The sequence below is a fragment of the Microcoleus sp. Pol12B3 genome, from assembly GCF_036701355.1.
In the GTDB taxonomy this organism is placed as follows: domain Bacteria; phylum Cyanobacteriota; class Cyanobacteriia; order Cyanobacteriales; family Microcoleaceae; genus Microcoleus.
Window position 1 is genome coordinate 34,597 of sequence record NZ_JAUBQS010000028.1, and the last position, 20,711, is coordinate 55,307.

At 46.7% G+C, this 20,711-nt stretch carries 21 protein-coding genes; 16 read left to right on the top strand and 5 right to left on the bottom strand.

The genetic code is table 11. The features are described from left to right. Nucleotides 1-26: 26 nt before the first annotated feature. The 6 genes from QUA53_RS15975 (at nt 27) to clpP (ending at nt 5,063) form a co-directional block, all read left to right on the top strand. Entirely contained in the window at nt 27-1,439 is a 1,413-nt protein-coding gene (locus QUA53_RS15975) for an adenylate/guanylate cyclase domain-containing protein (RefSeq protein WP_333098372.1), read from the top strand. A 128-nt stretch (nt 1,440-1,567) separates the two neighbouring features. Then, nucleotides 1,568-2,788 carry a heparan-alpha-glucosaminide N-acetyltransferase domain-containing protein gene (locus tag QUA53_RS15980; protein WP_333098375.1) on the top strand — a complete coding sequence of 407 codons (1,221 nt, stop codon included), beginning with the start codon at nt 1,568-1,570 and terminating at the stop codon, nt 2,786-2,788. 338 nt (nt 2,789-3,126) lie between these two features. Beyond that, nucleotides 3,127-3,966: a hypothetical protein gene (locus QUA53_RS15985; protein WP_333248951.1), complete on the top strand. Its 840-nt coding sequence runs from the start codon at nt 3,127-3,129 to the stop codon at nt 3,964-3,966. Beyond that, nucleotides 3,956-4,204: a DUF433 domain-containing protein gene (locus tag QUA53_RS15990; protein ID WP_333098379.1), complete on the top strand. Its 249-nt coding sequence runs from the start codon at nt 3,956-3,958 to the stop codon at nt 4,202-4,204. Before QUA53_RS15985 ends, QUA53_RS15990 begins: the two co-directional genes overlap by 11 nt. Before the next feature lie 48 nt (nt 4,205-4,252). After that, a complete protein-coding gene (locus tag QUA53_RS15995; RefSeq protein ID WP_333098381.1) occupies nt 4,253-4,393 on the top strand; it encodes a hypothetical protein in 141 nt (46 codons plus the stop codon). Nucleotides 4,394-4,454: 61 nt separating this feature from the next. Next, nucleotides 4,455-5,063 carry an ATP-dependent Clp endopeptidase proteolytic subunit ClpP gene (gene clpP, locus QUA53_RS16000; RefSeq protein WP_333098383.1) on the top strand — a complete coding sequence of 203 codons (609 nt, stop codon included), beginning with the start codon at nt 4,455-4,457 and terminating at the stop codon, nt 5,061-5,063. A gap of 214 nt (nt 5,064-5,277) precedes the next feature. Here the strand turns inward: clpP and QUA53_RS16005 are convergent, their stop codons facing one another. Continuing rightward, nucleotides 5,278-6,249 carry a hypothetical protein gene (locus QUA53_RS16005; protein ID WP_333098385.1) on the bottom strand — a complete coding sequence of 324 codons (972 nt, stop codon included), beginning with the start codon at nt 6,247-6,249 and terminating at the stop codon, nt 5,278-5,280. Nucleotides 6,250-7,128: 879 nt separating this feature from the next. On the opposite strand from QUA53_RS16005, the gene QUA53_RS16010 reads away from it, so the two are divergent. From QUA53_RS16010 to QUA53_RS16025, 4 genes are all read left to right on the top strand, one after another. Further along, the gene (locus QUA53_RS16010) at nt 7,129-9,495 is read left to right on the top strand and encodes a ribonuclease R family protein (protein WP_333098387.1); all 2,367 of its coding nucleotides are present in this window, start codon (nt 7,129-7,131) and stop codon (nt 9,493-9,495) included. A 389-nt stretch (nt 9,496-9,884) separates the two neighbouring features. Then, complete coding sequence (locus QUA53_RS16015; RefSeq protein ID WP_333098389.1) at nt 9,885-10,508, top strand: flavin prenyltransferase UbiX; 624 nt, start codon at nt 9,885-9,887, stop codon at nt 10,506-10,508. 132 nt (nt 10,509-10,640) lie between these two features. Next, a complete protein-coding gene (locus QUA53_RS16020; protein ID WP_333098391.1) occupies nt 10,641-11,525 on the top strand; it encodes a LapA family protein in 885 nt (294 codons plus the stop codon). A gap of 22 nt (nt 11,526-11,547) precedes the next feature. After that, nucleotides 11,548-12,099, top strand: coding sequence for a shikimate kinase (locus QUA53_RS16025; RefSeq protein WP_333098393.1), 552 nt, complete (start codon nt 11,548-11,550; stop codon nt 12,097-12,099). A gap of 922 nt (nt 12,100-13,021) precedes the next feature. Here QUA53_RS16025 and QUA53_RS16030 read toward each other — a convergent pair. Both QUA53_RS16030 and QUA53_RS16035 read right to left on the bottom strand, forming a co-directional pair. After that, nucleotides 13,022-13,465, bottom strand: a complete 444-nt coding sequence (locus QUA53_RS16030; protein WP_333098395.1) for a hypothetical protein — start codon at nt 13,463-13,465, stop codon at nt 13,022-13,024. A 66-nt stretch (nt 13,466-13,531) separates the two neighbouring features. Continuing rightward, nucleotides 13,532-13,936 carry an NIL domain-containing protein gene (locus tag QUA53_RS16035; RefSeq protein WP_006635751.1) on the bottom strand — a complete coding sequence of 135 codons (405 nt, stop codon included), beginning with the start codon at nt 13,934-13,936 and terminating at the stop codon, nt 13,532-13,534. A gap of 182 nt (nt 13,937-14,118) precedes the next feature. On the opposite strand from QUA53_RS16035, the gene QUA53_RS16040 reads away from it, so the two are divergent. From QUA53_RS16040 to QUA53_RS16055, 4 genes are all read left to right on the top strand, one after another. Further along, complete coding sequence (locus QUA53_RS16040) at nt 14,119-14,721, top strand: thioredoxin family protein (RefSeq protein WP_333098396.1); 603 nt, start codon at nt 14,119-14,121, stop codon at nt 14,719-14,721. A 68-nt stretch (nt 14,722-14,789) separates the two neighbouring features. Continuing rightward, nucleotides 14,790-15,110, top strand: a complete 321-nt coding sequence (locus tag QUA53_RS16045; protein ID WP_333098398.1) for a hypothetical protein — start codon at nt 14,790-14,792, stop codon at nt 15,108-15,110. Between the two features lie 128 nt (nt 15,111-15,238). Continuing rightward, on the top strand, nt 15,239-15,820 hold the full coding sequence (locus QUA53_RS16050; RefSeq protein ID WP_333098400.1) for a 5-formyltetrahydrofolate cyclo-ligase: 582 nt from the start codon (nt 15,239-15,241) through the stop codon (nt 15,818-15,820). A gap of 251 nt (nt 15,821-16,071) precedes the next feature. Further along, entirely contained in the window at nt 16,072-16,851 is a 780-nt protein-coding gene (locus QUA53_RS16055) for a fumarylacetoacetate hydrolase family protein (protein WP_333098402.1), read from the top strand. A gap of 52 nt (nt 16,852-16,903) precedes the next feature. Here QUA53_RS16055 and QUA53_RS16060 read toward each other — a convergent pair whose 3' ends face one another. Beyond that, entirely contained in the window at nt 16,904-17,377 is a 474-nt protein-coding gene (locus tag QUA53_RS16060; protein WP_333068559.1) for a Tic20 family protein, read from the bottom strand. Between the two features lie 142 nt (nt 17,378-17,519). Beyond that, the gene (locus QUA53_RS16065) at nt 17,520-17,717 is read right to left on the bottom strand and encodes a hypothetical protein (protein WP_006631916.1); all 198 of its coding nucleotides are present in this window, start codon (nt 17,715-17,717) and stop codon (nt 17,520-17,522) included. A gap of 168 nt (nt 17,718-17,885) precedes the next feature. Here QUA53_RS16065 and glyA point away from each other — a divergent pair, with 168 nt between their 5' ends. Both glyA and QUA53_RS16075 read left to right on the top strand, forming a co-directional pair. Further along, nucleotides 17,886-19,169, top strand: coding sequence for a serine hydroxymethyltransferase (gene glyA / locus QUA53_RS16070; protein WP_333098404.1), 1,284 nt, complete (start codon nt 17,886-17,888; stop codon nt 19,167-19,169). Nucleotides 19,170-19,624: 455 nt separating this feature from the next. Further along, entirely contained in the window at nt 19,625-20,680 is a 1,056-nt protein-coding gene (locus QUA53_RS16075; protein WP_333098407.1) for an MraY family glycosyltransferase, read from the top strand. Nucleotides 20,681-20,711 lie beyond the last annotated feature (31 nt).

Below are 20,711 nucleotides of genomic sequence, written 5' to 3' on the forward strand. Positions count from 1 at the left end.
ATAAGTTTTATATAGGAGAACGATATATGTCAGAAGCTAGTAAAAACCTGTTGGCAGCAGGCGATGACGAATTAATCGGGGCGGGGGACGATGAATTAATATTTGCCGAGGAAGACGAGGCGGAACAAAAACCGCTAGAAGAAAGTTGGAAAATATTAATTGTAGATGATGAAATAGAAATTCATAATATTACTAAACTAGCCTTAAACGATTTTAAATTTGAAGGTAAGACTATAACATTTATCAGCGCTTACTCAGGGAAAGAAGCTAAAGAAATTATCCAAAATAATTACGACATAGCATTGATTTTACTCGATGTAGTTATGGAGACAGAAGAAGCAGGCTTGGAAGTAGTTAAATACATCCGCGATATTTTAAATAATCAAATTGTGCGAATTATTTTACGCACTGGACAGCCCGGACAAGTACCAGAAGATGTAGTAATTGTCAGCTACGATATCAATGATTACAAAACCAAAACAGAACTTACTAACAAAAAATTATTTACCACAGTAGTCACCGCACTGAGAGCATTTAGATCGCTCAATCAAATCGAATCCAGCAAAAGCGAACTAGAAAAAATTGCCGCCGCATCAGCTCGTTTTGTACCCCGTGAATTTTTGAAATTTCTCAAAAGAGAAAGCATTGTTGATGCCAGACTAGGAGACTCTGTACAGGCAGAAATGACGATTATGTTTGCCGACATTCGCTCATTTACAAGTCTGTCAGAAAGTATGTCTCCCCGAGAAAACTTTGAATTTCTCAACTCTTACTTAAGCCGAGTTGGCCCAGTTATCCGCGAGTACAACGGTTTTATAGATAAATATATTGGTGACGGGATTATGGCTTTGTTTCCTAACAGGGCTGAAGATGCTGTGCAAGCAGCAATTGAGATGCAGCAGCAAGTAAAAATTTATAATAGACACAGGCAAAATAGTGGCTATCAACCTATTTCGATAGGGATTGGCTTGCATACGGGGACTTTAATGTTAGGTACGATTGGCGAAGCGGAACGAATGGAAAGTACGGTGATTTCTGATGCTGTTAATTTAGCTTCCCGTGTGGAAGGATTGACAAAGCTTTATGGAGTTGCTATTGTAGCTAGCGTCCAAACCCTTTGCCGGATAGACGATCCTCAACATTACAAGTGCAGGTTTCTCGATCGCGTTCAAGTCAAAGGAAAACAAACACCTGTTGCGGTATTTGAAATTTACGATGGCGACTCGCCGACAATGATCGAATTAAAAGCACAAACTCAAACTTATTTTGAACAGGGAATTTTTTTTCACTACCAGCAGCAATTCGCGCAAGCAAGGCAAATGTTTTTGCGGGTTTTGCAAATCAACAAGTATGATAAGGCAGCATCTTTTTATGCAGAACGCTGCGATATGTTGATGAAAAATGCAGTCATAATGACTCTGGAAGGTATTGAAATTTAGCTAATAGGTAATTGGGCATGGGGCATGGGGCATGGGGAATTGGGAATTGGGCTGAAAAGAATTAGGAAATGGGCATCCGCTAAGATAGTGAACAGTGAACAGTGAACAGTGAACAAATAACTTAATTTATGCGCTTCAAATCCCTTGATGTTTTTCGCGGAATTGCGATCGCCTCGATGATTCTAGTCAACAACCCCGGTAGTTGGGAACACGTTTATCCACCGCTAGATCACGCAGAATGGCACGGCTGCACCCCGACAGACTTAGTATTTCCGTTTTTCTTGTTCATCGTTGGCTGCGCGATGTCTTTCTCGCTGCCTAAGTATATTCAAAATTATCCAAAAACTGCAATAGAAACCTCAAAAATTACACAAACAAAGGAAAAATCAGAATCCACCAAAAACCCTGTTCCTTCTTCCTTTTTTCTTCTTCCTTCTTCAAATATCTACTGGCGAATTGCGCGCCGCGCCGCGATTCTATTTATATTAGGATTGCTGCTAAATACATCTTCGATCGCCCTTGACGTACTTCTCAACAGCGCCCCGGTCGAAAACTTCGGTAAAATCCGCATCATGGGAGTATTGCAGCGCATCGGCTTAGCTTATTTCATCAGTGCGATCGCCATTCTCAACCTTTCCCCCCGCAATCAAAAACTGCTCGCTGTTGCCGTGCTTTTGGGCTATTGGGGCGCACTAACCGTATTTGCTGTAGGGGGGTACACTGCCGGCGAACTCACGCCAGAAGGAAATTTAGGGGGATATGTCGATCGGCTAATTCTCGGTAGCCAACACCTGTACAAAGGCGGCCCCTTCGACCCCGAAGGACTGTTGAGTACCTTACCCGCAGTTGTCACAGTCCTCACAGGCTACTTTACCGGAGAATGGCTGCGAGTGCAGCCCATCAAAACCCGCACCAGTATCAACTTAGCAATCGGCGGCATCTGTTGTGTGGTAATCGGCCATTTGTGGGGATTTTTATTTCCGATCAACAAACAACTTTGGACGAGTTCCTATGTAGTGTTTACCGCAGGTTGGACCTTGCTATTGCTAGCAGCTTGCTACGAAACAATAGAAGTGCGGGATTGGAAATGGGGGAGGCCGTTTGAAATCATGGGATTGAATGCAATTTTCTTGTTTGTCGCTTCCGGTATAGTTGCCAGAATTCTCTTAAAAACTCATATCGGTACTGGTGGAAATGTTCCAACAACTTACAGTTGGATTTACGAAAACTGGTTTGTGCCGTGGGCGGGGCCACTGAATGGTTCCCTGGCATTTGCCGTGACTGCGGTATTATTTTGGTGGTTAATTTTGTATGGAATGTACCGCCGAGGTTGGCAGATTAAAATTTGAGTAGTCAGCAATAAGTAAGCCTGCCTAAAAAAACAGAATAACCAGATACCCCAGATATCGGACTTCTTGAAGAAGTCTGGTATCTAAGAGCTAGTAGGTCTTGACATCCACAGTCTTTAGCGGTTAACGTTTGAAAAAAGTGTTTCAATGTTGGAAGGGAGAGAGCAATGAACGACTTCTTAGATAGCTTGCTCAGTAGGCAGACATTTGATACGCAAGCTCTGATGAATTCTCACCCACCAAAATTTTACCACCCTAATAAGAAGCTCGTTTATGACATTTGTTGTCCACCTGGATGCACTCATCGAGGTCAATTAGCTTTTTCTCGATGGTATGCAATGCCACTTCCCGAATATTTTTCTCCTCTCGAACATCAGACCGATCTTTCTGAGCGAAAGGGATATTTTGAGTACGAGCCATCCCAAGATAACACTCAGATGGAGTGGTATCTCAATTTCGCTCATCACGATCTTTTTTGTGCTTATGGGGGTTCGCTATTTGCCCAAGATGAAATGCAGGTCGCCGAACATCCATCACTCAGTTCACTGCGAGAAGCTTTACTAGATTATAACATTAAGCCATTGACAGTTGAGAGCGAACAACCTACACCGATTCTGATTCGTGGGGCGGAACGGAGGTGTGCAATTTCTACCGATCGCAATCCAGAACAAGGGCGACCTTTTGGTCTTTACGGCAACAACTTTGGACGAGCTACATCAGATGCGATCGGACAAGCTACAAAACCTCTAAACCCGCCTACAATCACAAACATCATTGCGATAGAAGCTCCTTCCTATGGCGAGGATTCTTATAGCAGTGCAGAAATTGAATACATCCTGAAAACAGCCTTTACTGGATTTTCAGCAGCACGAATTGAGTCACATTTAGAGTTGTCTAAAGCACCCAGGTTGATTATTCATACAGGGTTTTGGGGATGCGGAGCTTATGGTGGTAATCGTGTCCTGATGGCCCTTTTGCAACTCCTGTCGGCTCGTCTTAGTCAAGTGAATTGTCTCGTCTTTCATACGAGTGATGATATAGGAAGTCAAAATCTTGCCACGGCTCAACAAATAGTCGATCGGGATTTAGTACCTGATAATTCACCCGTTAAAGTTTCAGCTTTGATAGAAAAGATTCATGCGATGGACTTTCAGTGGGGATTTAGCGATGGAAACTAACAGGCTATTCGAGCCAAGTGATACCTGGATTGAGGAAGATTTTCTTGATGTCACAACCTTTTCTTTGCAATACGCAGCTACTATCGTTCATAGCGACCCCGATATTTTAGGTGGAACTCCTGTCTTTATTGGTACTCGCGTCCTGATGAAAACTCTGCTTGATTGTCTCGAAGCTGGTGATTCGCTAAATGAGTTTCTAGACCATTTTCCTACTGTCAGCCGCGATCGAGCGATTTGAGTTTTCGCAATGATACGATCGCCACATAACAACATTTAACGTTTATTGATGTCCGCTGCCTCAACATCGATCGCCTGCAGGATCGGAAATCCGATCGCACCCCCGCCACAACTTCCACAAATTACCGCCCCAACCCCGCCCAGTTCAAGGATTTTGCCGATTTCTCGATCGCAAGCCACCGATCGCTAACTATAACTGAGCCCTAATCGCTAAAATTAAAAAAAGATACGTAATAGGCAGGCAGGCGTCAATGATCCCAACAGTTATAGAACAATCCGGTCGCGGCGAACGCGCCTTTGACATTTACTCGCGACTCCTGCGCGATCGCATCGTCTTCTTGGGCCAACAGGTTGACTCAGACTTGGCTAACCTGATCGTTGCCCAATTGCTATTTTTAGACGCCGAAGACCCGGAGAAAGATATTTACCTCTATATCAACTCCCCAGGGGGTTCGGTAACAGCAGGTATGGGCATTTTTGACACGATGAACCACATCCGCCCCGACATTTGCACTATTTGTCTCGGTTTGGCAGCCAGCATGGGCGCTTTTCTGTTGAGTGCCGGCGCTAAAGGCAAGCGGATGAGTTTGCCTCACTCCCGGATTATGATCCACCAACCTCTAGGCGGAGCTCAAGGACAAGCAACCGATATTGAAATTCAGGCAAAAGAAATTTTGTACCACAAACGCCGCCTGAACGAACATCTTGCCAACCATACCGGTCAGCCGCTTTCCCGCATTGAAGAAGATACCGAACGGGATTTCTTCATGTCCGCTGAAGAAGCAAAGGACTACGGATTAGTCGATCAAGTGATCGATCGCCGTCCTTCCGCCAGCCGCCCGATCGTCGCTGTCGTCTAAATGAAAAGTTAAAAATCAAAAATGAAGAATATTTCCTCATTTTTGATTTTTAATTTTTAACTTTCATATAGCAGTTTTCTGTTAATTGAAGTACAGATGCTGGGGCGCATGACACGGCGTCATAGTGAAGTCCTTACTGTATTTCATACAATTGAAAACTGCTATATGTAGCTTTTTATCAAAAAACATCATACCTAGAAACCCTACATAATTACTAGGGCAAAGATTCGAGATATTGCAGAAAGTCGAGCAATTCTACTTGATTTAAGAAATGGCGCGCTTCTTTGCCATAACCTTGTTTGAGATAATCTTTTCCTTGGTTGGGAGTCCAGCCCAACCGCTTGATTTCCTCAGTAGTTCTGCTGTAGATTTCCAGATATTCTAGGAAATCTACCAACTGTTCGCTAGAAAGCTCTCTCTGCGACGACTTGCCGTAATTTTGTTCGAGACAGTCGCTTTCCTGTTTTTTCTTCCATTGCAGGCGTTTGAGGATGGCGTCTATTTCGGCGATCGTATCAGAATTATCCTCGATCGCATCGCTGGGGATTCCCACTGCGATCGGTTGCAATTCCCTGACTTCGGCCGCACCCTGTAGCAGTTCACTTTGGCTAGCAGTCGGCACCTCCAGTTCCTGAAGTGGTTCGCCGTAGCTAGAAGAAAGCCAAGCGTCCGAGTCTAACTGCTTCGGTACAAATCCAGTAGCCTCCGTCCGATCGACCTTTGGCGGCAGCGGTTCCGGTACAGGTGCGATCGGCTCTTCATTTAATTTCGTTTCAGTCTTGACAAAATTGCTGTGATGTGTTTCAGGCGATTTGTCAACAACAGGCATTTCTAGAACAGGAAGAGGAACACTTGTCGGGCCAACAGGAACCAGAACAGCAGGAGGGGGAGGGGGAACAGCAGCAACGGGGGAAACAGCAGAAGGAGAGGGAACAGCAGGAGGAGAGGGAACAGCAGCAACACTCGCGATCGCACTTGCGGGCTGAGCAAATCCAAGAATAGCGATCGCTCGCAACCGGGCGCGGTCTTCAGCATCCTCAACAGACTCAGCAGCCGACATAGCCGTAACAAGAGTTTTGCCGTCAACCTGAACCAGACAGCGAACAACAAACTTACCGTGATGAACAGTCAGCAACTCACAGATTAACTGTCCAGCGGGATAAAGGGCGCGAAATTCAGCAAACATAATTTTTTGACCCCGAAACCAGAAGGGGCTTATGACTTAAGTGTAGTACAGCCTAGAGAAAACAATTTTCTCAAAGCACCTATTCAACATACAATAAATTAAAGGTGAGTCATCCGCGCCACCTTACACGCCACTAAACCCCATGCCACATCCAGCGGTTTAAGCTAACAAGCATCGGGCGTCATTATCTATATATAGAAGATGACACAGCAACTAAGCAAAAGTAGTAAAAGTCTCCGGTTTTGTGTACCTTGCACTTTCTACAGCACAGATTGCTCCCGACCCGCTCGTTGCACCTCTGTCCGCAAGGGCAGATCGCGTGCAAAAAAACAGGGGCATCGCAGCGGCGAGCTACTAGCAATTTTGCCTCGATCCGGTAAGTTCTTTGCTAAAGCAAGAGGCAAGAGGCACTTCAAAAGGAAGAAGGAACAAGGCAGAAGGAAACAAGGCAGAAGGAAGAAATGCACATTTTCTCCATCTCCATCCCTCCATCGGCTCATCCTCGACTCAAGCCGTTGCTTTCAGTATCGAGCCATCTTTTAAGAACCGACAGGGGCTTTCTAATTCGCGAATTGCTCGGCGCTGCTGACCTAAAAGCAAATAAACCAACGCTAAAAAATTGTATTGGGGAATAGCGTGCGGGACATTTGTCTGCACCGTCAGCAGTCAGTTCAAGACAGACAGCAGACAATTAGCACCAAGCCGGTGTCGGGAGAGAATCTCAAAAAAACCTCGCGATGAAACAAGGTGGCTGTGCTCGCGTCTCCACCTATCAACCCGCGCATTTGTTGGGAAGCAGGCACTACGAGGGCCCGAGGGGGTGCGGCTGATTTCGCCAAAATTAGACTAATTGCTGGAAACAAGAGGATCGATCGCTACATGGAATTTTCTATCGCTGCACTGCTGGCAAATTTTACAGAAGACAAATTAGTGGCCCCAAAAGCATTGGAGAAAAAACTCGACTGCAACGACGCCACCAGTCAACTCAAACTTCAAATCGCATTAGAAGCTCTAGAGAAAATTGGCATATTAGTCAAAGACAAAGGCCGCTACCGCCGAGTAGCTGAAGACGACGTAGTAGAAGCAAAACTGCGCTGTTCTAGCAAAGGATTTTGCTTTGCAATTCAAGACGCCGAAGGCTCAGAAGACGTTTACGTGCGGGAAAGTCACCTCTCGACAGCTTGGAATGGCGATCGAGTCTTAGTCAAAATCATCAAAGAAGGTAGCCGCCGCCGATCGCCCGAAGGCGAAGTCATGCTCATCCTCGAACGCGCCAACCCCTCGGTACTGGCGCGAGTCAAGCAAACCGCCACCCCCACCGGCCGAGTCAGTTACAGAGCAATCCCCCTGGACGATCGCCTGTTGTTTGAACTAGACTTGCTCGCAAACGGCACAAATCTCCAAGAGGCGATCGACCACCTAGTACACGTCGAAGTCAAACGCTACCCCCTCGGCACGCACCGCCCAGTCGGCAAAGTAGTACAGGTACTCGGTTCCGACGCCGAAGCCGCTGACGACCTCGACATCGTATGCTGCAAACACGACTTGCCGCGATCGTTCCCCGCCGCCGTCATCAAAGCAGCCGAAAATTTGCCCAGCAAAGTCAAAAAAACCGACATCAAAAAACGCCTAGATTTGCGTAACATTCTGACTGTTAGCTTCAGCAAAAACGAACCGGGAACAACCAAGAGCGCAAACGATGCCCCTCAAGTTGAGGAGGAAAATCTCTCCGAGGGAGGAGCCGAAAACGAGTTCGATCCGACATCATTCCTGTCCGATCCGCCAGTGGAACGCGCTTTGTCGATCGAAACCCTGAAGCCCGGCCGCTGGCAAATAGGAATCCACATCAGCGACGCCGCCGAGTACGTGCAGCCAGAAACCCCGATCGACCGCGAAGCCCGCAAGCGAGGCACCGCCGCCCATCTGGGAGAAAAAATCATCGCCGTACTGCCAGAAACCCTCAACGAGCGCTGCTCTCTGCTGCCAGATACCGAACGGCTGGCCTTCAGCATACTGCTCACCCTCGACGAATCAGGAGAACTCCTAGAATACGAAATTCAAACCAGCGTCATTCAAATTGACTACCACCTCACCTACGAGCAAGCTCAAGCAATTCTCGAACCAGGCGATGCCGAAGAGCACCCTTTGTCCTCCGCCCTCCGTCCTTTCCTCGATCAACTTGGTGCCGCCTCACAGGCAGCCAGACAGACAAGGCTGAAGCGGGGAGCTTTTGAACTAAATTTGCCCGATGCTAACTCTCACTTCGACGATGAAGGCGAATTAGGAGCTTTTGCAGTCGCTCCCCCCGCGCAGTCCGCTGTGTCAGAGTTGGTGGTACTTGCCAACCAAGCCGTCGCCACTCACCTGCAAGCCTTGGGAGTCCCAGCAATTTACCGCGTCCAGCCGATGCCAGACCCGGCAGACATTCAAGAGTTCATCAAACTCTCCAACAACCTCGGAGGCGAACTGTATCTCGAAACCGAAGAAGAAGTTTTGCCCTTGGACTTTCAGCGATTTACCCAGCAGTTTGCCGGCCTTAAGTCCGAAAGAGTTCTCACCTACCTGCTAGAAGACACCATGAAGCCCGCTGTTTACAGCACCACTCCCAAGCCCCACTTCGGTTTGGGGCTGTCAGAGGGTTACACGCGCTGCACTTCGCCGCTTTCCCGCTACGCCGATTTGCTGGTACTGCGGGTGTTGCAAGCGGTGTTCGAGCAAGGCCGCAGCAGCCGCACAACACGGGCTAAGGAAAAAGTTGACTTGCACCATTCCTCCTGTCACGGTCAAATTACTTGGAATGTTCTCCCCCCAGATTTGCACCACGAATTTGAGACGGAGTTTGCATCGGTAGTAGTACACCTAACCGAACGCGAAAGGGTTGCTGAGGATGCTGAAAGCGATTTGCAGGGATTGAAGAAAACCGGATTGATGAAAGAACGCACCGGGCAAACTTTCCAGGGTTTGATTACAGGTGTACAGTCTTACGGTTTCTTTGTGGAAATTGAGGTGCGGCCGCCGGAGAGCGACATCTTGCGTGTTGAGGGATTGGTGCACGTTTCTTCGCTGAAGGATGACTGGTACGAATATCGATCGCGCCAGCAAACTCTGGTGGGCCGCAAAAACCGCAATCAGTACCGTTTGGGCGATCGGGTAGAAGTTCAAGTCAAGAGCGTTGACTACTACCGCCAGCAAATTGATTTAGTTGCAGTTGGCGGTGGCAGTCAAGCTTTTGATGATGATGAATAATCAGTTGACTGTTGACTGTTAACTGTTAACTTTTCTAAATACTTAGTTGTCATTGTCTGGCAACTAAGTATTTAGAAGTGGGCGGCAAACTATACTAAGCAATCATCAATAAACAATTAATGACTAATATCCAATCCGATAGCATCGTCTGGCGTAAAATCCAGTCAAAACTAAACAATTACGGACTGTGCAACCGCAATTTCTATAATTCATCTGCGTTAATCTGTGTTAATCGGCCTTCGGCGGTAAAAAAATAGAATGTATTAACCTCAGATGACAATGGATTCACGCAGATCAAGAAAATAGAGATAGGAAGAATTACGATATTAACAGATTTGATCTAACAACTAATTACTAACAACAGTCAACCGACAAGTAACAAATAACTAATGACGAATAACTACCCCCTAATTGTAGGAGTGACTGGTGCATCGGGACTGATTTATGCGGTGCGAACATTGAAATATTTGTTGGAAGCCGATCGCGCGATCGAACTGGTCGCTTCCAAGTCTACTTACATGGTTTGGCAAAGCGAACAGAACACCAGAATGCCCGCAGAGTCGACGCTTCAAGAGGAATTCTGGCGGGAACAAGCAGGAGTAGCCACAATGGGTAAACTTCGGTGCCATCCCTGGCAAGATGTCGGTGCTAATATTGCTAGTGGCTCCTTTCGCACCCAAGGAATGATCGTTATTCCCTGTAGCATGAGTACGCTGGGCAAATTGGCGGCTGGCTTGAGTTCGGATTTGCTCGAAAGGGCGGCCGACGTTCAGCTCAAGGAAGGGAGAAAATTGGTACTCGTGCCTCGCGAAACGCCTTTTAGCTTGATTCACCTGCGGAATTTGACTACCTTGGCGGAAGCTGGAGCTAGAATTGTACCAGCGATTCCTGCTTGGTATCACAATCCGCAAACTATTGAAGATTTGGTAGACTTTGTGGTGGCTCGCGCTTTAGACCAGTTGGGGATTGATTGCGTTCCTCTCAAACGCTGGAAGGAAGAAGAAGGGAGTTAGTTGACAGTTGACAGTTGACAGTTGGTTACTGGTTATTGATGATGTGTTAGTTTCAATTAGCAATTTCCAATTAGCAATACTTCGGCTACGCTCAGCACAAGTTCCCAATTACCAATTACCAATATTTTTAATATGCGACCTGTATTTTTGCTAGTAATTGTGGTAGGGCTGACTATTTTTGCCCTGCAAAATGTGGAGCCGGCATTATCGCTGGTATTTTTGGGAGTTCGATCGCCTGCTTTGCCCTTATCTATTTGGATTTTGCTCAGCATGGCGGTGGGAGCTCTCACATCTTTATTGATTTCTGGTTTGCTGGCTTTTTCAAATTACCTATCTGCAACGCGGACCCGCACCGGCCGCGACAGTCGCAGCCGTCCCGATACTTTCCCAGAGGACAGGAGAACACCTTACACGCCACCTCCCCCTCCTAGAAAAGAGGGAATTGACCCGGATATGAATAGGGAAAATAGCCAAACTCAGACTGCTGGTTCCTACCGAACAGACTACGGTACGCCGGCGGGTTACAGTTCCCGGACTTTCCTGCAAGAAACTCCGAACCCGGATGGGGCGAAGGATTACGCTCAGCCGGGGAGTTATGCAGCGGCAGACGATGAGGATGATTGGGTCTCAGATGGCTCAAAATCCGGCTCTCAAGGGGGTGATGACGATTGGGGGGACGATCGCGATTTTCCCGATCGACCGCAGGTAAATGATGTTCCAGCGGCAAATCCGAGGGCTTACGAAGCTCAGCAGGAACCGAAAAGCAAATCTTGGGCTGGCTCAGTATATTCTTACGGCTATCGAGATCCGAGCCAGTCTGGGGTGGGGCAAACTGAGTCTGTATACGATGCGGAGTATCGAGTGCTGGTTCCTCCGGGAGGGGAGATTCCTAAACCCGCTGATGAAGCACAAATAAATCCTCTTGCAGAAGCAGAGGATGATTGGGGATTGGATGAGGGTGATGAGTTTGATGACGAGGATAGCCCCAGTGGCGGCTCGATTAACCTGAAAAAATAGAAAAATATCGGAGGATTTGGCCGTGGAGGGGTTGAGGGGAGTAAATATTTATCTCGTCGGGATGATGGGTGCGGGAAAAACAACGGTAGGGCGGATTTTGGCAAGAAAATTAAAATACCGTTTTTTTGATACTGATGAACTAATTGTTCGAGTTGCTAATCAGTCAATTGCTGAGATTTTCGAGCGAGAAGGGGAAGAGGCTTTTCGGGAACTAGAAAGTAAAGTGCTCGGCGAATTGTCTGCTTATCAAAATTCGGTTGTGGCTACGGGCGGAGGCATTGTGGCCCGATCGATGAATTGGGGTTACTTGCACTACGGTGTAGTAGTTTGGCTGGATGTGCCTGTAGATCAATTGTACGATCGACTGCGTTCGGACACCGCTCGACCCCTACTGCAGGAGGGCGAGATCAAATCTAAGCTGCAAAGCCTTTGGAAAGAGCGAGAGCGTTTCTACATTCAAGCAGATGTCCGAGTCTGTGCTGGTGTGGGAGAAAGGCCTGAAGCAGTCGCGACTAGGGCGATGGAGGAAATCCAAAAAGTTATCAAACCAGAAACCGGGCCCGATCTCAATTGATACATTGAGAAATTGGGTTGCTGACAAAATAACAGGTTTCTGAGGAATTTTGGTATTAGTTCCCAAAAATAATGCAACCCTACACAAGCTCCAAACAACCAGATTCATCAGTCATTCCCAAAATCTAAAATCTAAAATGGTATGACTTCGGTAAAAATACTGATTTTTGTCTCAGTGTGTCCGTTTAACCACCCAATATTTTGAAATCCACCGGGTTTGAGTGGATGTGAATCGTAACTTTTATATGTATGAGGATGTGGCGATGCCGAGATTTTATACAACAACTAATGGCAGACTCATCTGATGCGTTAAAATCGGCTATTGAGTTCTCCCTAAAAATAAAAGGGCCCCACCGCTGAAGGGCTGTAGGGCGCAAGGACAGTTAAACGCTAACTTGATTGTCGGGAAATTTAGCATCAATGCTATCCTCCTATGTGACGATTTTACGATCGTCCATTCACTCATCAACTCTCCCGTATCAAAAAATGTAACCCAGCACCGATCTAATTCAACCTGTCCTATTCTAAGAACAATACCTCATGCATTCTGACTAGCAGCTCCCGAAAGCTGCTTTTTTATTGCGATCGAGTTTTTGGCTGCGGGACTTGCGGGATCCTAGCAATAACATTTTGAGCAACAGTCGCTACAATTCAATACAGTCCTAGGGGTTTTGATTTCGACTCCGGGTTCGTCGGTAATTAGTAATTAGGAATTAGTAACGCTAAACGGAGAATCGATCATTGACAACCTATACCTCACTAGGCTTAAAAACTGCTATGATTGCGGCGCGGAACGGGTAATTAATCCGAGTGGGAAATTCAAAAAAGTAAGCTGTATTTTTATTGATGGGCTATCTGATAGTTGTCGGCTAAATATCCGTTGCAAGTTATAGAATTTTGTTGGGTTAATTTCCCGTTCTTCATTAAGAGAATACGAGCTTGCCTGTTTTTAACCAAAACTCCAGGACTCCGCCCAACGCTACACCAGTTAAACAAATGCTAGCTAATACCGCAAAAGCCCGCCAATTTTTCCAACCAGATATTTGAATATCGAGTCTTGCCAAAGCTCCGGCTGAAATCAAGAGTAAGCAAGTAGCAAAAAGGTGCATCCAGGCAAAAACTACCACGGCCACGAAAGCTCCTACAATAATAGAAAGAAAAGCACCAATATCACTGGAAAACCACCGCATTATTAAGGCTTTTATCCCTTTCAGCGGGAACGACAAGGCAACAGCTAACACTAAAATTGAAGCTATGGCTAAAAACCAAGTTAGGTGCGGGGGCACATCAAACTCAGACAATTTCCAGCCAAAAGTGAAATAAGTAACAAAAAGTAGTGTTAGGGAAACCCAAGAGTTTTTTTTCATCCTATGGCACAATTAGTGGAACCACGACGCAAAAAACATGATAATCATGATGAGTTTGTACAAGACCTAAAGGTTAGTAGAAATAGCTTGCACCGGACAAGTAGGGATGCACTGCTCACAAACGATACACCGCGATCGAGCAAAACTTAGTTTAAAGCTTTCGGGGTCAAGGGTCAAGGCTTCGGTCGGGCAAACCCCAGTACACAAACCGCAGTGAACGCAGATATCTTCGTCTATGAGTATTTCCCGGCTAGCTAGGGAAACGCCGATGTTTTGCGATCGCATCCAGTCGATCGCCGCTTCTAGTTGGTCGATGTCCCCTGATAACTCTAGCACCAGTTTGCCCACTTGATTCGGAGCCACCTGAGCACGGATAATGTTGGCGGCAACATTAAAATCCTTTGCCAGTCGATAGGTAACAGGCATTTGGATCGATCGTTGCGGAAACGTCAGTGTTACCCGTTTTTTCACCCTGCAAGTCCTCGGTAATTTACAAACAATCTTTGGTATCTTCTGTTTTAGCGCACTTGGTCTAATTACTGCCTTTAGCTAGCACAAATTTTTATGAGATGGGTCTGATTATCTCAAAATGTGCTATAATCTAAATCTATTATTTAAAATAAAAACATAAAAATCAAACCGTAATTTATTTTATGACCCAGAATTCGCCCAAGTCAACTGTCGCCCCCGCAGTCAAAAATCCCGAAACAAAAGTCGCCGCGCGCCTCAGAAACTTATTGATCGTGTTAACAGCGATCGCCCTTTCAATATCCATCTTCTTAGGGCTGCAAACCCAAACGCCGTCAAGCAGCCTCACCGACATGGCAAAAGCTTCAACGCCATTAGAAACAGCTTTGGTAAATGGCAAACCGACACTCATGGAATTTTATGCTAATTGGTGCGGTAGCTGTCAGGCAATGGCTAAAGATCTGAGCGAGATAAAACAGAAATACGCCGAACCGATGAATTTTGTGATGCTGAATGTAGACAATGACAAATGGCTGCCAGAAATCACCAAATATCGAGTAGATGGCATTCCGCACTTTGTCTATTTGAATGATAAAGGCAGCCCCGTTGCGGAAACGATGGGCGAAATGCCGCGCAGTATTATGGAAGCTAACTTAGAAGCTTTAATTGCAGGAAAACCTCTGCCACACGCCCAAGGTGGCGGTCAAGTTTCTAATTTTACTCCCCCCACAGGACCTGTGAAAACAAGTAGCTCTGACCCCCGCGCTCACGGCTCTCAAGTACAGTAAAAGAAGTCATTAGTCAGTAGTCCGTAGGAATAAGAGGCGTTGCTGGTTTACGGTATGAAAGGCTAAATATGCCAGTCATAGAAACCAGTATTGACAAAGCTTGGGGATTTTCAACTTATTTTTTTCATACCCTGATTAAGCAAGGCCCAGTTTCAATAGAGCAATTGGTACAAAATGCCGAGTTATCGCCCTCGGAGTTATTCAACGGGCTGCAATCTTTGGGCAGGCGATCGTTAGTTGAAATAGAAGAACAGGAGAATGAAATGCTATTGAGCGTTTGTCCTGTGGTAAGACAATATGTGCTCTCAAATCCAGTAGGTTTATACTTTCCGACAGTCCGACATTCCGACAGGGGTTTCAACCCTTGCCTCAAAGCTAAAGTCGGTTAAAACCGACTGAAGAATGTGATGAAAAGGAAATTAATTGTTGTAGTCCTCTAAAAGAGGACTTTCGCTGTGAGACAGGGGTTTTTAACCCCTGTCGGACTGGAACTAAAACGAGAGATTCGATCGAAAATATGAATACTGCTGAACCTTCATTAACTAAAACTGAATTAAGAAAATCGCTCCTCCACACCCGCAAGTCCCTATCAGCACAAGAATGGAGAAAAAAAAGCGCGAGCATCTGCAATCATCTGCAAAACTCGCCCCTATTTACCCAAGCAAAAACAATCCTCGCCTACTTCAGTTGTCGCCAAGAACCAGATTTAAGTCCCCTATTTGTAACTCCCCGCAAATGGGGATTTCCCCGCTGTGTCGGTAAAGAGCTATCGTGGCACATCTGGCAGGCCGGAGATGCTTTACATACTGGAGCTTATGGCATACTTGAACCCGTACCCGATGCTCCTAAAATAGATTACTTAGAAGTAGATTTAATCCTCGTACCTGCTGTAGGCTGCGACGTTCGCGGCTGTCGCTTGGGCTACGGCGGCGGCTATTACGACAGAATGCTCAGTTTAGCTGAGTGGGAATCAAAAGTTACGATCGGCACAATCTTTGAATTTGCCTTGCTGGCCCAACTACCCGTTGACTCCTGGGACAAACCGCTTCACGGAATTTGCACGGAAAGCGGGTTAAAAATAATACAGCAAAAATCTTAAAGGTCGATCGAGCAATAAATTTTCAGAAATTATCCCTAGATCCATGTTTATATGTATTATGACTAACGCACTCGCCTACAAAGAAATCCGGTTTTTTAACCGAGATTGAGGGTTTTAATCAAATACTTTGGTTAAAAAACCCGGTTTCTGGACACCCGTGCGTCAGTCCTATGTATTTTACAGAAAGTCCTATTCCCGTTATCGGGAAGTAGTCAGTCTGTTTTAATCTAAAATCTAAAATCTAAAATAGTATGGCCCAGCGCTACGTTCGAGTAAAAACAACACAAGGACACATCCATTACGGTTTACTGCAACTCAGCCACAGTGTTCAAGTATTTGATGCACCGCCCTGGTTAAAAGGACAACCAACCGATTTGGAACTTGCACCAGATACTTACCAAATTCTCGCCCCGTGCTCTCCCTCAAAAATTGTAGCCGTAGGCAAAAATTATGTCGATCACGCCGCCGAGATGGGAACCCCCGTACCGGAAGAACCCCTGTTGTTTTTCAAGCCTCCAAGTGCAGTCATCCCTGCAGGTGCAGCGATTCGTTATCCGCAGCAGTCGGAAAGGGTAGACTACGAGGGAGAATTGGCCCTGGTAATTGGCGAACATTGTACCAACTGCACTCCCGAACAAGCACACAGCAAAATTTGGGGCTATACGATCGCCAACGACGTAACAGCCAGAGATTTGCAAAAGCGGGACAACCAGTGGGCGAGGGCCAAAGGTTTCGATACATTTTGTCCCTTGGGGCCTTGGATTGTCCGCGAACTGAGTCCTGCTGCACAATTGCAGACTTTTGTCAATGAGAGCGAGCGACCGGTACAGTCATCCCAGATCGATCGCATGGTATTTTCGCCAGACTTTCTTGTCTCCTACATCAGTCAAGTAATGACCCTAATTCCCGGCGATGTGATACTGACTGGAACGCCGCAAGGAGTAGGACCGCTACAAATAGGCGATCGAGTCCGCATCGAAATTGAAGGCATCGGCAGTCTTGAAAATACAGTAGTTATTAGTAATGGGTAATTGGTAATTATCACCAACAACTAACAACTGCAAACTGTCAACTGCCAATGGACTAACGTACCTGCATATAAACAGCATCCGAAAGCGGAGGAATCTCTGCATAGCGTCCCAAAAGCGACTGCACGACTGCATAGACAAATGCAGCAAAAGCGCCCAAAAACACCATGTTATACAGAGTTTCCGCAATAAATGCGACTTGGACACCGTTAGAAAAAATCGGCAAAACCAGACCGCACAGCATCAAAACAATGTCTAAAAGAATCGCCTGCATCGCATTAAAACGAATGAAGTGACTGATGTTTTCGTTTCTAACTACTCCTAAATACAGGGCAAAGAAGATAATCAAGCTAGCAAAGGGCAAACTATAAATTTGCATCAATGGAGCTAGCGGTATCAACAACAGTTGCAGGACAGGAAACTGTTGAAACAGAAACCTGCCAAAGGCAAGCCCGTCAACCAACGGGAGCAAATAAGGCAAAGAAGCAAAAATCCGGTCTGGAACAGTTGTAGATCCGCGCCAAGTCATAATGAACTCTCCTGAGTCGATCGATTAACTATGAATTCCATTAAACTCAGGATAACGCAGCAGCAGGGTTTGTGTTTCGACTCTGCCGGAACTTGCTTTTCACTCAGCAGGGAGCAGCCTCAACTACCAACGGCAGGCTTTCTTATTTAATATTGGCAATGACGAAGCCCATTTGACACTCGTACCGATCGGGCAAATTTTCCGTAGGTTTAGCAACTGGATGTCCGCAGCGAAGCTCTCCACCGCTCCAGCGGGGTTGACCAGTGCGATCTGCCAGCAAACAACTTTGGCAAACACACTGAGGGGCAAGCATCTGATTTTCCATTAAAATGACTAACATTTGATACCTCCGGCAGGTTTCACACCAGTAATTTCATTGTATGTCAGGAGTTGGGGACAAACCGCTTAACCTGAACACAACGTAATATTTATGTCAATGGTGCGAAATCCGTAGTACGGTATAAGATCCCCAATTCCCAATCCCAAAACTGTCAAGAGGTTGATTATTGTGACGGACACTAACTTAGAATTCCTTTCCAAAACCGATCCGCTGATTGCCGATTTAATCGGGCAAGAGCTCCAGCGGCAGCGAGACCACCTAGAACTCATCGCCAGCGAAAACTTTACCTCCGCAGCGGTAATGGCCGCTCAAGGCTCAGTGCTGACCAATAAATACGCCGAAGGACTGCCAGCGAAACGGTACTACGGCGGCTGCGAATTTATTGACGGCATCGAGCAAATTGCGATCGATCGCGCCAAACAGCTATTTGGAGCCGCTCACGCCAACGTCCAGCCCCACTCCGGCGCTCAAGCCAACTTTGCAGTATTTTTGAGCTTGCTGGAACCCGGAGACGGAATAATGGGCATGGATTTGTCCCACGGCGGACACTTGACCCACGGTTCGCCGGTCAACGTATCCGGCAAATGGTTCAAAGCTTTTCACTACGGCGTCAGCCAAGAAACAGAACAGCTTGACTATGACGAAATTTTGGCACTCGCCAAAGAAAACCGACCGAAATTGCTAATTTGTGGCTATTCAGCATATTCACGAATTATCGACTTTGAGAAGTTTAGAGCGATCGCCGACGAAATTGGAGCCTACCTACTGGCCGATATCGCCCACATCGCCGGGTTAGTCGCCACAGGACATCACCCCAACCCCCTCCCCCACTGTCACGCAGTCACCACCACCACTCACAAAACCCTGCGCGGCCCCCGTGGTGGCTTGATTATGACTAATGACCCGGAATTAGGTAAAAAATTTGACAAAGCAGTTTTCCCCGGCACTCAAGGTGGCCCCTTAGAACACGTCATTGCGGGCAAAGCAGTAGCTTTTGGCGAAGCATTAAAGCCTGAATTTAAAACTTATTCGGGTCAAGTAATTGAAAATGCACGCGCTTTAGCGGAACGGTTGCAGCAGCGGGGTTTAAAACTCGTTTCCGGCGGCACGGACAATCACTTAATGCTAGTTGATTTGCGATCGGTAAACATGACAGGCAAGCTAGCGGACCAATTAGTCAGCGGTGTGAATATTACTGCTAATAAAAATACCGTTCCTTTCGATCCGGCATCGCCATTTGTCACCAGCGGTTTGAGACTCGGTTCGCCGGCGATGACCACCAGGGGAATGGGAACAGCAGAATTTACCGAGATTGGCAATATTATTGCCGATCGCCTGCTAAATCCAGATGATGAAAGCGTCGCAGCCGACTGCCTGCGTCGAGTAGCAGCACTGTGCGATCGCTTCCCCTTATATCCCCACTTGTACTTGAAAGTGCCTGCCTTAGCTTAATTTTCCTGATCGGCAATGGGAAATTGGTAGTTGGAAGTGTACGGGTAAAAGGGTAAAAGAGCAGGAAAAGATTGAGAGTTGCCGGTAGCGATATTGACAACTGGTTTTCACCAAAAATATCGATCGCCAATACGGTTTTTAGTAAAGATATTTGTCGGGCGGGGCTGGTTTGACTAACGGTATTTGTCGGTTGCGAAAGATACCGCTAGGGCTGGACCCGCTCGCCAAATATCGACTTTTTTGCTCGCGAAAAAGTCGATATTTCAAATCGTTAATTCGAGAGTTATGAATGAACAACCTGACAATTCGCCCCAGGGCAACTGCCATTGCGGCAAATCTCCGACTCCCAAACCCCCAGTCGCTCTTCAAGATGTTTCCTTGTTATAAGCCATCTGAAATGTAGTAGACTCTGCCTGACAGCCTAATTGCCCCGCACTATTTAAAATTGATTTCAGATGCCGTACCAGTATCTGTACCACATACTCGCTTTTCTGGTTTCTGCGATCGTCGTCCTCTGGAGTACGCCAATAGTCAAAAAAATTGGTCTCAAAAGCGGGCGAGTCGATCGGCCAGGCGAGCGAAAAGTCCATAAGCGCCCTATGGTGCGCTTAGGAGGAGTTTCCATCTTTCTCGGCACTATCACTGCCCTCTTATTTGTCTGGCTCTCAGGAGGCTTTATCGATGCTAACGGACAAGTTCTCAATCCCAAAGATGAATACGAAATTTGGGGAGTCACCCTCGGCGGCATCGGATTCTTCCTCATCGGTTTAGCAGACGACCTATTTTCGCTCTCGGCCTTAAAACGCTTGCTCATGCAAATTGGCGTATCCACCATCGTTTGGATGGCAGGCGTACAAATTGAGTTTCTCACAGTTCCCTCCCTGGGGCTGACTAATATTGGCTGGCTGAGCTTGCCAATTACCGTGATTTGGCTCGTCGGCATGGCGAATGCCATCAACTGGATTGACGGTTTGGACGGTTTAGCTGCCGGAGTTTCAGGGATTGCAGCAGTTGTAATGCTGATTGTCAGTCTGTCGATGCACCAACCGGCGGCGGCCCTGATTGCAGCGGCTTTAGCTGGCGGGGCCTTGGGATTTCTGCGCTACAACTTCAATCCGGCTCAAATCTTTATGGGAGATGGCGGGGCTTATTTTATCGGGTTTACTCTCGCTGGAGTGGGAGTAATTGGGTTAGTTAAAACTACGGCTGTTACTTCTGTGTTGCTGCCCTATTTAATTTTAGCTGTACCGATTTTAGATATGTCCGCGGTGATTCTCGATCGGCTTCGCAACGGCAAGTCACCGTTTATTGCTGACAAGCGCCACCTCCACCACCGACTTCTAGAAGCCGGACTATCCCATCGATTTGCGGTTTTATTTATTTACTCACTGACACTGTGGGTGGGAAGTTTAGCCCTAGCTTTTTCGCTTCCCAGCGGCGTAATTTACGCTATGGGTGCAACAAGTTTGCTGGGATATGCTAGTTGGAAAGTTTGGAGACACGCTCGATAGTTAGTTGACTGTTGACTGTTGACTGTTGACT